Below are 14,172 nucleotides of genomic sequence, written 5' to 3' on the forward strand. Positions count from 1 at the left end.
GTCCCCAGTCCCCAATCCCCCTTCATTCATTGGAAAGCAACTCAATGGTTTTTCTATTACCTGGTGTCAAGTTTGATCTGGATCTGATTCAAAAGTACGACACTCGCGCACCTAGATATACCAGTTACCCGCCCGCTACAGAGTTAAGCGAAACATTCACTGAAACTGATTTTAAGGCCGCGATCGCCGCCTCGAATCAACGCAAAACCCCTCTTTCTTTATATTTCCATATCCCTTTTTGCCAAAGTGCTTGCTACTTCTGCGGCTGTAACACAGTAATTTCCAACAACAAGAATATTGCTAAACCTTATGTGGAGTCTTTGGTTCAAGACATCAAAAACACCGCAGCTTTAATCGATTCCGATAGAAAAGTGCTGCAAATCCACTGGGGTGGTGGTACTCCTAATTACTTGGAGCCTCACCAAGTAGAATTTTTATGGAAAAACATCAATCGCTATTTCAACATTGATCCCCAAGCAGAAATCTCAATTGAGATTAATCCCCGCTATATCGATAAAAACTACATTTTATTTCTAAGACAGATTGGATTTAACCGCATTAGTTTTGGCATTCAGGATTTTAATCGCCAAGTTCAAGTAGCTGTCAATCGTGTCCAGCCAGAAGAAATGCTCTTTGATGTCATGAGTTGGATCAAAGAAGCTAAGTTTGAAAGTGTGAACGTAGACTTAATTTATGGTTTACCTTATCAAACCCGTGAGACATTTCAAGAAACGCTGAAAAAGACGATTGAATTAGATCCTGATCGAATTGTTGTCTTTAACTTTGCTTATGTGCCGTGGCTCAAACCGACACAAAAAAATATTCCTCAAGAGGCGCTACCCCCAGCCGAGGAAAAGTTAGAGATTTTGAAAATGACCATTGAAGAATTGACGAATAACCAATATCTATTTATTGGCATGGATCATTTTGCTAAAACTAATGACGAATTAGCGATCGCTCAACGTAATGGTACTCTCAAACGCAATTTTCAGGGCTACACTACCCACGCCGAGACAGAATTATTTGGTTTTGGTGCTACATCCATCAGTATGTTAGAAGATGCTTATGCTCAAAACCACAAGGAGTTAAAGGATTATTATCAGACATTGGCAGCAGGTAGTTTACCTGTTAGTAAAGGTATCAAGCTCACTCAGAATGACATTATTAGACGGGATGTGATTATGGGTATTATGTCTCATTTTCAACTTCATAAGCAAGATATTGAAAACAAATATCATATCAGTTTTGATGAATATTTTTCCGAGGAACTAGAGGCGTTAAAACCACTAGAAGCCGATGGTCTAGTCAGTTTATCAAAAAATCAAATCCAGATTACCGACATCGGTAGATTACTAGTAAGAAACATTGCCGTCATATTTGATACTCACACAAGAACGCGAGAGACAAAGTTCTCCCGCGCTATTTGATATCACTTGTGCAAATATTTACCACATATTATCTCCTCAATCTACCTTAAAAATAAAATTTGAGGGGATATTATTAAAACATAGTAATCCGATTTGATGTTTGAACTTATTTGTGTGGTGCATGAAGCGCACTGCAAGCGGGATAGGCAGTCAAAAGGCAATTGGAATAAAGTTGTTAAATAAAAATGTGCAACAAAAATCTTGGTTAATTATTTATTTATATAGATAATTAATGATGAGTTACGACGAAAATTATCAAAAGTCGAATGAATAAATACTTTTAATACATCCCCAATAAGTTAGATACAAATTTTATGCCTTAAGATAGAGATAAAAGAGAATATATGGAGTAGCTAATTAACATTTAGTTTTGCGGACAATAATTATGTCTATGATTAGATATTTTTAATAACTTCTAGCTTACAAAATGCAAAAACTTTCGTTTAAGATGAAGATGCAAAAAATGTAAAATCTCATCCAATCGGGATATAAATTATTTTGTATAACTTTTGGATTTAGCATTTACCCCATCTGGTAGAAAGAATTTGGAATTAGAGTTGATAACTTAGATATTAAGTGAGTGAGATTGTTGAGGCGGTTATGAGTATTATTGCTTGGATAGTTTTAGGACTTTTGGCAGGTGCCATTGCTAAAGCTATCTATCCTGGTTATCAAGGCGGCGGAATTCTCTCCACAATGATTTTGGGTATCATTGGTGCTTTCGTCGGTGGAAGTTTATTTACCTTGTTAAGAACAGGAACTCTGCAAATTACTGCGGCTGGCGCTGGTTTAACTCTTCCTGGTATTTTAGTGGCTGTGCTTGGTGCAATTGTTGCTATTTATTTGTGGGGATTAATCAGAAGAAGCAGCAATGTATAACCGCTGATTGGCAGTTATCAACCCTGAGATAACTACTGTATTTTATTCAGTCTTCTAGTTCACCAGTTTAAGAAGCTATAAAACATCAAATTAGCTCTATCTGGAAAAAAACTAAAAGATAAGTTGATTCATTCTGTAACACCAAATTTTGGGAAGTGTAAATCTATGTTTTTTCACAAAAAAGAGCCTATTCACGCAGTTAACGTTAGTGAACCAAACCCTCGTTTTGCTCAGTTGCTACTAGAGCAGTTTGGCGGAGCTACTGGAGAACTTAGCGCAGCACTTCAATATTGGGTTCAATCATTCCATGTCGAAAATGCTGGCATTAAAGATATGCTCCAAGACATTGCCATTGAGGAATTCAGCCATTTAGAAATGGTTGGTAAACTCATTGAGGCTCATACTAAAAATGTAGATCAAACAGAGGCTTACAAGAGTACTCTTTTTGCAGTCCGAGGAATTGGGCCTCATTTTCTAGATAGCCAAGGTAATGCTTGGACTGCAAATTACTTAAATGAGGGCGGTGATGTAGTGCGTGATTTAAGAGCTAACGTTGCAGCTGAAGCCGGCGCTCGTCAGACTTACGAAGAATTGATTAAGTTGGCAACCGACAAAGGAACCCAAGAGACTTTAGTGCATCTGTTAACACGAGAAATTTCTCATACTCAGATGTTTATGAAAGCTCTAGATTCACTAGGTAAGTTGACAGATCCTTTCTTTGGTAATATTAAGCCAGATGAAACTGTCGCTCTCTACTACAATCTATCTACAAACGGAGATGGTAAGGATGAGCGTGGCCCTTGGAATTCTGAGCCAACATTCAAATATATTGCTAATCCGCTCGAAAGCCACTCTTAATTGCATAGCTTGATTTTGAGCAAAGAGATGATTGGGAAATTGTGAAAAAATCCCAATCATCAAGTGGGTTATTTATCCACCTTATTTAGCAATTTTTGGGCTGTTTAGCTACATCTAGCAAGCAAAAATAAAATATTCCCGACTTTTCTAATGAAGTCGGGAATTCTCGCTGAGTATTTGGCTATTACACTCAATTGAAAATAGCTATAGCTATAAATATTCCGCAACACTGAAAAAGTTAGAACGATCGCTGCTTCAATTTCTACCCCAACATTTCTAACTTCAGAAATTAATTCAACTCAAAATCAAAACTCAGAATCAGGAGATTAACTTGTGATTGTCAACGCTACGTCAAATGGTTGGGAAGTAATTTATCATCGTGCCCATGCTTTATTAGCAGCTGAACTAGCGGGACAATGGCGACGCAAAGATGCTCCAGCAAGGTTATATGAAACTATAGCTGCAATTTCTCATCACGATGATCTAGAAAAAGAGTGGGAAGAAGATATTCTGACTGAAGCAGGTGCGCCAAAGGACTTCATGCTCTCCACAAATGCCGATTTAGATGCAGGTGTCGATAAATTGGCTGATTTGGCAAAGAATGCCCTTTACCGTGGACGATGGGTAGCTCTATTAATTTCTATGCACATCAGCCGTTTAAATGAGTCAAGCCGGGGTAAGTCTTCAAAATTAGACAAACTTTTAGACGAGCAACTTCAAAACCAGCAACGTTGGCGCAAAGAATTGGGCATCAAAAAGGAGGAAGTTGATGCAGCCTATGCATTTATGCAATGGTGCGATCGCCTTTCTCTCATTTTATGTCAGCAAGAACTACCTGACGATGAACGATTTTTAGAAATTAGCAAGGGGCCTGAAGGTGAGCGCTATGACATCATGCAGCGCAGTGATAACTTGGTTGTTGTCAAACCCTGGCCCTTCCAGGATAATAAATTCACGGTCAACGTTGAAGCTTGCGACCTCTCTCAGGTGAAATTTGAGAGCAGCACCGAATTATCTAAAGCACTACAAGAAGCCCCGATTAAGGTACTAGAGTGGACATTCGTTAAGAGTTAGATGCGTAAAGCTTACAGCTATTTAACTGAAAATAGCTGTAAGAAAACTAGGTTATGCGATCGCGCTCTTCTATCAAATCCCTACTTATATTTTTGCAATGGCGATCTCAGTAACGACTAATCTAGGGAGTCATGCTGTGGATATAACCCAAGCTGCAAAGACACAAGAAGTAGCGATCGCATTTAGTGCCAAGGTCGTGAGGTCAATTTTAATTATTCTAACTTTTACCTAAAGATGCAGTTTTTAGGCAGATTGTTATTACTTATGATAGTTCCTTCAAATCATTCTGATGAGGGAAAGTATATATACTTAACAACTGAGGTTCAAAGCATGGACTCAACAGGTAAGGTTCAAACTGTGGACTCGTCCTGGTCTCTTCCACTGCCGTTGAAAGAGTATGCAATGAGCCGAGTAACTGTCTACTTCTATAGCGACAGATGGGTTCCAATTAAATATTGTTCTTTGGGAAAGGCAATTTTGCTGCACCAGAAGGCAAGTTTAGAAGGGAAGGAAATTTTGTTATTTCCTATTAATATAGACCCTAATCAATTCTCAAACTCTTTTAACTGAAATGCATTGAGGTAGACTATTTTTCAAACATCTTGGCAACAAATTAATCAACTATAGAGGCGTACATATATATGTACGTCTCTACTTGTAAATGGGACTAAAAGTTGTGGCGATCGCTCAATACAGTTCAGTTAAGAAAAATTGCTTTGTTGGGTTGCGCTTTGCTTCACCCAACCTACTGGCGTGGCAAGGCTAAAATGTTGCAAAAAAAATGTAGGTTGGGGAGCCACTGCGTTGCGCGGGTTTCCCGCGTTGTAGCAAGTGGCGTTGGAGGCTTTGCGTAACCCAACATCCTGATATATGTTGGGTTGCTCTATATTTGGCTGCATTTGTTTTATGTTCAATACGTAATTCATGCAAAACTTTCATCTCCTCTAAAATCGTTTTGCCATAAAAATCAGATGCTGGCTTCTTTGATAGCCATGCTTGGTGTAAAAAGCCTCTGCTTGTCCATCCTTTTTAGTCAAAAGATAAACATAGGTAACTTGCATCGCGGTTAGAGTTTCCATTAACTGGTTAAGTAGCTTTGTCCCGATTCCTTGACTTTGCTTATGAGGTCGGACACAGATTTCTTCTAGACAAAAGCTTTTACTTTTTTGCCCTTGCTTACAATAACCTGCCACGAATCCTAACAGTTCATCCTGTTTGAATACAAATCCAACAAAACCTGGTGTATTCATAATTTCAAACAACTTTGCTCTTGCAGTCTCGAAAGTCCATTGCTCGTTCCAAGGTTCACCATTGAACACTTCAACATATAGATGAGCGCACTTGTCAAGATATTCAGTAGTAAAGATTTGAATTTCTTCTGACATAAAAAAACCAGAGTTTAGTTAGTCATGAAATTAAAGTACCCGCACACAAATAAAGACTACCAGATCAGATGCTCATCTACAGCGCTCACAGATTTTAGCAATCAAACTAACCCAGAACGCAGTGCTACAACTGCTGCTTGCACGCGATCGTCCACTGCTAATTTATTCATAATTCCCCGGACGTGAGTTTTGATGGTGTTGGGACTGAGATAGAGTTTTTCGGCAATTTCGGGATTACTCAACCCGTCTACCATCAGCTTTAATACTTCTAACTCGCGCCCAGATAAGTTGGCGTTGTTGGTGGTGGGTGAAGGCGGTTTGAGATTATCAATTACTCGCCGTGCAATTTGGGGATCGAGATAGGCTGCACCATCAACTGCGGCTGCGATCGCACTTAACAATCGTTCCACACTTGCACCTTTGATACAATAGGCATCTGCACCGCTAGACAGTGCCGCAATAATTTCTGTCTCCGTTTGATGAGATGTCAGCATCACTACATGAGTTGCTGGTAGCGCCGCCTTAATTTGCTGTGTTGCGGCAATACCATCCAATCGCGGCAATCCAATATCCATAACCACCAAATCAGGTTTCAGTTGCAGTGCAGCTTGAACTCCCAAATAACCATCTTCAGCTTGTCCAACAATCTCCAACTGAGGATGAGCCATTAACGATTGCTCTAATCCCAATTGCATCATCGGATCGTCTTCGACAATTAACACGCGCAATGGCGGAGCATTGACCGGTAAATTTAAGGGATAGTGAGTATCTAAAGACATTTTTATTAATTAAGAGTCATTTGTCATTTGTCCTTTGTCATTTGTCCTTTGTCTTTTGCTTGCCAATGACTAATAACTAATGACAAATGACCAATTATTATTCTTCCACCCGATAGCCTAACTCTGCTAAACTAATCCGCGACTGTCGCCATTTTGGCTGGACTTTCACAAACAATTCTAGATAAACTTTGCCAGCGATTAATTTTTGGATTTGTTCGCGGGCTTCACTACCAATTGCTTTGAGCATTGCTCCACCTTTGCCGATGAGTATGCCTTTTTGGGAATCACGCTCGACGTTGATGGTAGCAAGTACACGGGTAATGCTGGGAGTTTCTTCTACTAAATCAATGGCGATCGCAACTGAATGGGGTACTTCTTCACGAGTCAACAATAAAATTTGTTCTCGGATTAATTCACCCATAATAAAGCGTTCTGGCTGGTCAGTTACCAAGTCTGGAGGATAATATAATGGCCCAATTTCTAAATGCTCAATTAATAATTCTTGAAGTTGCGGTAATCCTGTACTAGTCTTGGCCGAAAATTTCACGATTTCCCATTCATGAGACTGGGCCATCTGAGCGTAACTATCATCTAGAAACTGCGAATCAGCCGGTTGTTGGTCGGTTTTGTTTACGCCCAGAATTACTGGTGTTTTGCTGCGACTGAGCAATTCAGCAATGTAGCGATCGCCGGCTCCACAAGCCACAGATCCATCTACCACAAATAAGACTACATCTACCGATTCAATGGCAATTTTGGCATTTTGCACCAATACTTCGCCCAATTGATGATGGGGCTTATGAATTCCTGGCGTATCTACAAATATTAACTGCGCTTCTGGTGTAGTTAATACACCGCGCAAACGGTTACGTGTAGTTTGTGCTACAGGGGAAGTTATGGCAATTTTTTGTCCTACTAACTGATTCATCAAAGTAGATTTACCGACATTTGGACGACCAACAATGCCGATAAAACCTGATTTGAATTCAGGAGGAGCTTGGGGAATTGTTACTTCTCCTGAAAAAGAGAAGTTGTAATTTTCAATACTAGTCACCTTTGGCTCCACCCTCATATTTTATAGCTGGGATAACTTGGTTTTTTCTTAGACACAAAATAGGCATAAAATTACCCTGGCATTTTTAGGGATTGCTTTTGCCGAGGTTTAATCTACTACCGACTCTACACTTATATTTTACAGCTGAGATAACCTTAGTTGTAGTATTCAAGAGTCAGAATGCAGTAGTCAGAATATTAAAAAAATTAAACTCCAAGTTTACCTCATTTCATCGGCAATCATACCAAACTCACATAATTTCTGACTTCTGGCTCAAGAGTTGCTGAATTTTTAGACCTAGTTTTGTTTTTAGATCCAAAAGAAACATAAAATTACTTTGGCATTAACAGGGAGGACTTTTGCTGAGGTTTAATCTGCTGCTAACTTTGGCTTAAGTTTCATCAACTATTTAACATATACATTTGGATCAAAATGTCAATAAAAAATGTGGGAGAACCCAAACGCATAGGAATTCTGACAAGTGGAGGTGATTGTTCTGGCTTAAATGCTGTGATTAGGGCTGTAGTAAATTGTGCTGTAAATACTTACGGCTGGGAGGTTTTGGGAATCCGTCAAGCGACTCTGGGATTAATGGCACGTCCGCCACAATTCACCAAGCTGGAAGTTGACCAAGTTGACTCGTTGTTAACTGCGGGTGGCACAATGTTGGGGACAACCAATAAAGGCGACCCTTTTGCTTTTCCAATGGCGGATGGAAGTTTATGCGATCGCTCCGAAGAAATTATTGCAGGTTATCATGAATTAGGTTTAGACGCTTTGATTGGTGTTGGTGGCGATGGTAGCTTGGCAATTTTGCGTCGCCTCGCTCAACAAGGTGGTATTAATCTAGTAGGTATTCCCAAAACCATTGATAACGATATTGGCGTTACTGAACACGCTATCGGTTTTGATACAGCAGTAAATATTGCCACAGAAGCACTAGATCGATTACATTTTACTGCTGCAAGTCATAGCCGAGTCATGATTTTGGAAGTAATGGGGCGTGATGCCGGACACATAGCCATAGCTGCGGGAATTGCGGGGGGAGCAAATGTAATTTTAATTCCCGAAATTCCTTATACAGTTGAGCATATTTGCCACAAAATCAAAGAACGCCAAGAGAAAGGCAAAAACTATTGTTTGATTATTGTTTCTGAAGCCGTTCGTACCCAAGATGGCGAAAATGTGACGATTACCAATCGCTTAGGTCAATCTCGATACGGTGGAATTGGCGAATATTTAGCCGATGAAATTATTCAGCACATCGGTGTAGAAACGCGAGTCACAGTTTTAGGACACATTCAACGGGGTGGAACTGCTTCACCACTGGATAGATTAGTTGCAACAGCCTTTGGCGTAGCAGCAGTTAATCTGATTGCCGAAGCTAAATACGATCGCATGGTGACATGGCAAAATCGCCAAGTATTAAGTGTACCAATTACAGAAGCGATCGCTCAATATAGCGCCGTCGATCCCAATGGTACTTTAGTTAAAACTGCTCGTGGTATGAGTATTTATTTGGGAGACTAAACTCAAAACTGTTTGGTTAAGGCAGGAGACGCGATGAATCGCCGTCTCTACAATAATTAGTCTTTTGTCTTGACGGCGATTTATCGCGTCTTTGTGATGACAATTACATGAATATCTATGCCCAATGCTCTAACTCACAATTCCTAGTACAAACTCGCCTTCATTCACGGTTTGATTGGTTGCGACATCATAAACTAATCCATCATGTTGAGCGCAGACATCAATTACACTAGGTAGTTGACCTTCTTTATTAAAGCTGAGAATTTGATACAGCTTTTCTCCAACTTTGACTGTGCTACCTAATTCGATTCTGGATTGAATCATACCACCTGCGATCGCATAATATTTTTTCCGGTTGCTGCTAGATGCAAAAGTCATTTCATGGGTTTTTGTGTCGTCTGATAAATCAGTAATTTGCAGTACACCTTTTTGGGCTAAATAACTTTTCACACCCCGTACACCTTTAGCAACTGAATCAGCGTTCATTTGCATTCCTGCTCCTAATTCTAATGTCCAAGCTTCCACATCAAACTTAATTTCTCTACCTAATTCTTTAAAACAAGCTTCTAATGCTAACCAAGGTTTGATAAAAGCTTCATCAAAAGCATCACCATCATATTTATCAAGCAATATTCCGAAATCAAGTAGGAAGTATTTGGCACTGTCTTCTCGATTTGGAAAGTAATAAATGTAGTCTAATGCTTGATTGGTAGAACTATGTAAATCAATTAAGTAGTCTGCATCTAAACTGAGATTTTGTAGCTTGTAGGCAAAAAGCTCAGTGTAAGGAACACCACTAGAAGAATTAAGTTTTTCTAAAATTTTTGCAAATTGTTGCTTAATTATAGTTAGATAATTTTGTCGAATGACCTCTAGATCGCTATGAACTTGAGATTTAGTAAAAGCTACTAAATCATCAGCTTCTTTCTCGTAGTCCCAAAATATGCGATTCCAGTCTTTGGCTTCGTAAACGCAGTAACGTCCAGGAGAAAAATGATGAGCGCGTTCATTCGTCCCCATTGGATTACAAACGGGAACTAACCAAATTTCTCCAGTTAAATCTGTATCATTTATTGTTAATAAAAACTCAATTAGCTGGTGAATTACGGCATTACCAGCAATTTCTGCACCGTGCAGATTAGATTGAATGTATACCTTTTTACCAGGTTGAGCGCCAATGAATTTGTATAGTTGTAAGTAGAGGCGATCGCCCGAAGCCATTTGACGTAATACAATACTTTCAATAACTGGCAGCATGAAATAACTCGGTGATGATTTGAGTAAATTATCGCTGTATCTGTACTGAATTAAAAGCCTAGTCCAATAGAATTTGCTGATTTCATTTGCGTAATCAGCAAACCTCTGGGTGAATTACTAGGATAAGGTAGCATTATGATTAACTAGTCTTGAGGGTCGCTATGGTGCAGAATTGGTTGCGGATAACTCATCAAGACGACAAAATCCAACTTTCCTGGCAACGCGGATATGAAAGTCCTCGCCTTGCACCAGAAGTCCCATTCCAGCAACCCTTTGATGAAAAAAACGCGGCTGAGTTGCGCTGGTATTTAGAAGATTATCTGAAGTTTCCTTACGGTATTTTTCCAGATAACGCTGTAAAAATTGAACAAAAATTACAGCATTGGGGACAACAGCTATTTGAGCTAGTATTTCGCAGTACAGAGAAAGCAAGAGAGTTTTTTCAAGAAGCGACACGTGAAGGGCTAGATAACTGTGAACTGGGCATCATTTCTGATAATGCCGAAGTGCTGAATTTGCCTTGGGAGTTGCTATATTCCCCCGATTATCAATTTCTTGCACCTTCACTGGCGGGGATGTATCGCAGTCTCAGCAGTCAGGGCGTAAAAGCACCATTGCCAGCAATGCCCGATGACCAACTGAATATTTTACTAGTTATTGCCCGTCCTTACGATGAGCAAGACGTAGGGTTTAAAACCATTGCCCGTCCACTGCTGGCGGCGCTGCAACCGATACGACAGCGAGTCAATATTAAGGTATTGCGTCCCCCTAGCTTGAAAGCATTTGAAGCAGAACTGCAAGCAAATAAGGGTTTTTATCATATCGTCCATTTTGATGGACATGGGAATTTTGACAGCGAGACACAGGGAGTTTTAGTCTTTGAGGATGAACAGGGGAATAAGCAAGCTGTCAGCGCTAGAGAAATCGCCCAATATTTAACAGATTGCCGTGTGCCTATTTTTGTGCTGAATGCTTGCCAGTCTGGACAAGTAGGCGAAGAAGCTTTTTCTTCTGTGGCGGGACAGTTGGTGAAATTGGGGGCTAAGGGTGTGGTAGCGATGGCGTATTCAGTTTACGCCAAAGGTGCAGAACACTTTATTGGGCGGTTGTATGGGGAATTAGTCAGGGGAGAGTGTATCGCTACAGCAGTTGCAGCAGGGCGTAAATCCATGTCTATTGACAAAATGCGCCCCAGTCCCAAAGGAAATTTACCTTTACAAGATTGGCTTGTGCCGGTGTTGTATCAGCAAGAACCCTATACGCCTTTTGTTCCTAAAAAGACAGCACCCAGTTTTGCCGATTTGATGGCGCAAACAGACAACACTCCAAAAAGCAGCAAGGCTGTAGGTTTACCTGATGAAAGTGCTTATGGTTTTATTGGGCGAGATTATGAGATTTTGCGTTTAGAGAGAGCATTTCGGCAAAATCATCTGGTTTTGGTGCAGGGAATGGGCGGTGTTGGTAAAACTGAGTTAGCCGCAGGTTTCGCCCGGTGGTTAAATGACACTCAAGGACGTACAGGCGGTATGTTCTTCACCTCCTTTGAACAGGGTGCGGGGTTGAGTCAGGTAATTAACCAAATTGGTAGGGCGTTAGGAGGTGAGAGATTTTCCCAAATGATGCCAGAACAGCAAGAAGATGTAGTGCGGCAATATCTGCAAACTAATCCTTGCTTGTTGATTTGGGATAACTTTGAACCTGTCAACGGTTTCCCGACGGGGAATGAACCATTATTGAGTGGGGAAGAGAGAAACAAGCTGAAGCGGTTTCTTAAAGAATTGCGGGGTGGTAATTCTTGGGTATTAATTACCAGTCGCCGCGAAGAACCTTGGTTAGATTGTGGGTATAGTTTAATCAATTTGCGGGGGTTGTCGTCATCTGATGCAGCAGAGTTAGCCGCAAAGATTCTGCAAACCGTGGGTGTGGAGAGAAAGAACCTACCAGCAGAGTATTTGGAATTGTTGAAATTGTTGGGGGGGCATCCGTTGTCTTTGCGGGTGGTGTTACCGCATTTAAAGATGCAGAGACCTGTGCAGTTAATTGAGGTGCTGCGGCAGGGGTTGGATACTTTTAGGGGACAAGAGGAAGAAGGGAGAGAAAAATCTCTTACTGTGTCGTTGGATTATTCTTTTGCCAAGCTGTCAGAACGAACACGTCAGCATTTACCATTTTTGGCGCTGTTTTCGGAACGGGTTGATGCAGATTGGCTGTATCAGTTCTCAGAAAGTCCTGATAATGAGTATGGGCAAGCCTATCAGGCAGTGTTTGGAGAGAACTTGCAAAAGCAAGATTGGTTGACAATTCTCAATGAATGCGCTGCCGCAGGTATTTTGGAATATTTTATTGGTGACACTATCTACAAAATTCACCCAGCACTACCTTGGTATCTGCGCCAGCAGTTAAACACGATGGCTTCCCAGGAGGTGATTAACAAACTTGAAAAAAAGTTGCTGATGCTCTACGCACACTTGGCTGATATCTACCGTAAGAAACTCATCAGCAATGCAGAACTAGCAACTTTTGTGCTGCGAGTTGAAGAACCGAATCTGTTGCAAAACCTGCGCCTCGCCGAACAGCAGCAGGAGTGGGCTTATGCACAGGCAATTTTGCAAGCTTTGGGACAAGTATATGAACGTTTAGGGCGCAAACCCGAATTTAAGTCACTGCAAGAACGGGCGCTGAACCAAATTGGTATTCACTTGGCAGATGCGAAAGCAAAGGGTGAAGATACTTTGAATTTTTGGATGTATTTGCGGGTTAATGAAGCTAACGAAGAACTCCAAAGTGCTAAGTTGGCAGAAGCTAGAAAAGTTTATCAAGAAATTTTAGATGAATTGATAACTGTAAATGACTCCTCAGTGAATGACAAAATTGCTGTTGCTTATCACCAACTGGGCATGGTAGCCGAAAAGCAGCGGCATTTTGATGTGGCTGTTGATTACTACCACAAGGCGCTGAAAATTTATGAAGATGCTGGAGATTTGTACAGTGCTGCCAAAGACTATCACCAACTGGGCATGGTAGCCCAAGAGCAGCGGCAGTTTGATGTAGCAGTTGATTACTACCTCAAGGCGCTGAAGATTTTTGAAGATGCTGGAGATTTGTACAGTGCTGCCAAAGACTATCACCAACTGGGCAATGTCACCTATGAGCAGAGGCAGTTTAATGTGGCGGTTGATTACTACCTCAAAGCGCTGAAAATTTATGAAGATGCCGGGGATTTGTACAATGCTGCGGGTGACTATCACCAACTGGGCATGGTAGCCGAAGAGCAGCGGCAGTTTGATGTGGCTGTTGATTACTACCACAAGGCGCTGAAAATTTATGAAGATGCCGGGGATTTGTACAATGCTGCGGGTGGCTATCACCAACTGGGCAGGGTAGCCGAAGAGCAGCGGCAGTTTGATGTGGCGGTTGATTACTACCTCAAGGCGCTGAAGATACGTGAAGATGCCGGGTATTTGTACAGTGCTGCAACTAACTATCACCAACTGGGCAGGGTAGCCGAAGAGCAACGGCAGTTTGATGTGGCGATTAATTATTATCAAAAAGCCTGGGAAGTTTTTGAACAATCCCGCAATTGGTATTGGGCTTCAGCAACATTGGGTAAGTGGGGAAGGGTTTTAGAAGCTCAAGAAAATTACGCTGAGGCTTTGCAAATTTACATTCGTGTTTTAGCTATTGACCTAAAGCATAATCAAGATTGGATTGGTTATCGTATCAATGCTTTAGCCCGTATGCTCAAGCAGTTAGGAGAAAACCAGTTTCAATCCATTTGGCGCGAGGCGACGGGTGAAGAGTGCGCTGGAGAGGTGCGCGAGGTAATTTGGACAGCGCGAGATAGGCTAGAAACAGAGTCGTAGGGTGTAGTGCAAGATTTATTGCCAACGTCAAATCATTCATAAGTTTTATTTAAGCATTGCTTGCGA

At 41.0% G+C, this 14,172-nt stretch carries 12 protein-coding genes; 7 read left to right on the plus strand and 5 right to left on the minus strand.

Going from position 1 to position 14,172, the window contains the following annotated elements:
* Positions 1-44 precede the first annotated feature (44 nt).
* The 5 genes from hemN to CDG76_RS39100 all read left to right on the plus strand — a co-directional run bounded on the left by hemN (position 45) and on the right by CDG76_RS39100 (position 4,470).
* Positions 45-1,427: an oxygen-independent coproporphyrinogen III oxidase gene (gene hemN / locus CDG76_RS15475; RefSeq protein ID WP_094349863.1), complete on the plus strand. Its 1,383-nt coding sequence runs from the start codon at positions 45-47 to the stop codon at positions 1,425-1,427.
* Positions 1,428-2,027: 600 nt separating this feature from the next.
* A complete protein-coding gene (locus CDG76_RS15480; RefSeq protein ID WP_094349864.1) occupies positions 2,028-2,306 on the plus strand; it encodes a GlsB/YeaQ/YmgE family stress response membrane protein in 279 nt (92 codons plus the stop codon).
* A 165-nt stretch (positions 2,307-2,471) separates the two neighbouring features.
* Positions 2,472-3,164 (plus strand): manganese catalase family protein, encoded by a 693-nt coding sequence (locus CDG76_RS15485; RefSeq protein WP_094349865.1) that lies wholly within the window; start codon positions 2,472-2,474, stop codon positions 3,162-3,164.
* 333 nt (positions 3,165-3,497) lie between these two features.
* Positions 3,498-4,238: a DUF3891 family protein gene (locus CDG76_RS15490; RefSeq protein WP_094349866.1), complete on the plus strand. Its 741-nt coding sequence runs from the start codon at positions 3,498-3,500 to the stop codon at positions 4,236-4,238.
* Between the two features lie 97 nt (positions 4,239-4,335).
* Complete coding sequence (locus CDG76_RS39100) at positions 4,336-4,470, plus strand: hypothetical protein (protein ID WP_262984331.1); 135 nt, start codon at positions 4,336-4,338, stop codon at positions 4,468-4,470.
* A gap of 469 nt (positions 4,471-4,939) precedes the next feature.
* On the opposite strand, the gene CDG76_RS15500 is transcribed toward CDG76_RS39100, so the two are convergent.
* The 4 genes from CDG76_RS15500 to era form a co-directional block, all read right to left on the minus strand.
* Entirely contained in the window at positions 4,940-5,137 is a 198-nt protein-coding gene (locus CDG76_RS15500) for a hypothetical protein (RefSeq protein ID WP_143854095.1), read from the minus strand.
* A gap of 45 nt (positions 5,138-5,182) precedes the next feature.
* Positions 5,183-5,623, minus strand: coding sequence for a GNAT family N-acetyltransferase (locus tag CDG76_RS15505; protein ID WP_094349868.1), 441 nt, complete (start codon positions 5,621-5,623; stop codon positions 5,183-5,185).
* 101 nt (positions 5,624-5,724) lie between these two features.
* On the minus strand, positions 5,725-6,402 hold the full coding sequence (locus CDG76_RS15510) for a response regulator (RefSeq protein ID WP_094349869.1): 678 nt from the start codon (positions 6,400-6,402) through the stop codon (positions 5,725-5,727).
* 97 nt (positions 6,403-6,499) lie between these two features.
* A complete protein-coding gene (era, locus tag CDG76_RS15515; RefSeq protein ID WP_094349870.1) occupies positions 6,500-7,474 on the minus strand; it encodes a GTPase Era in 975 nt (324 codons plus the stop codon).
* A 429-nt stretch (positions 7,475-7,903) separates the two neighbouring features.
* On the opposite strand from era, the gene CDG76_RS15520 reads away from it, so the two are divergent.
* On the plus strand, positions 7,904-8,986 hold the full coding sequence (locus CDG76_RS15520; RefSeq protein WP_094350019.1) for an ATP-dependent 6-phosphofructokinase: 1,083 nt from the start codon (positions 7,904-7,906) through the stop codon (positions 8,984-8,986).
* 129 nt (positions 8,987-9,115) lie between these two features.
* Here CDG76_RS15520 and CDG76_RS15525 read toward each other — a convergent pair whose 3' ends face one another.
* Positions 9,116-10,243: a succinylglutamate desuccinylase/aspartoacylase family protein gene (locus tag CDG76_RS15525; protein WP_094349871.1), complete on the minus strand. Its 1,128-nt coding sequence runs from the start codon at positions 10,241-10,243 to the stop codon at positions 9,116-9,118.
* A gap of 161 nt (positions 10,244-10,404) precedes the next feature.
* Between CDG76_RS15525 and CDG76_RS15530 the strand changes: the two genes are divergently transcribed.
* Positions 10,405-14,106, plus strand: a complete 3,702-nt coding sequence (locus CDG76_RS15530) for a tetratricopeptide repeat protein (protein WP_094349872.1) — start codon at positions 10,405-10,407, stop codon at positions 14,104-14,106.
* Positions 14,107-14,172: the final 66 nt, after the last annotated feature.

This window comes from Nostoc sp. 'Peltigera membranacea cyanobiont' 210A, assembly GCF_002246015.1.
In the GTDB taxonomy this organism is placed as follows: domain Bacteria; phylum Cyanobacteriota; class Cyanobacteriia; order Cyanobacteriales; family Nostocaceae; genus Nostoc.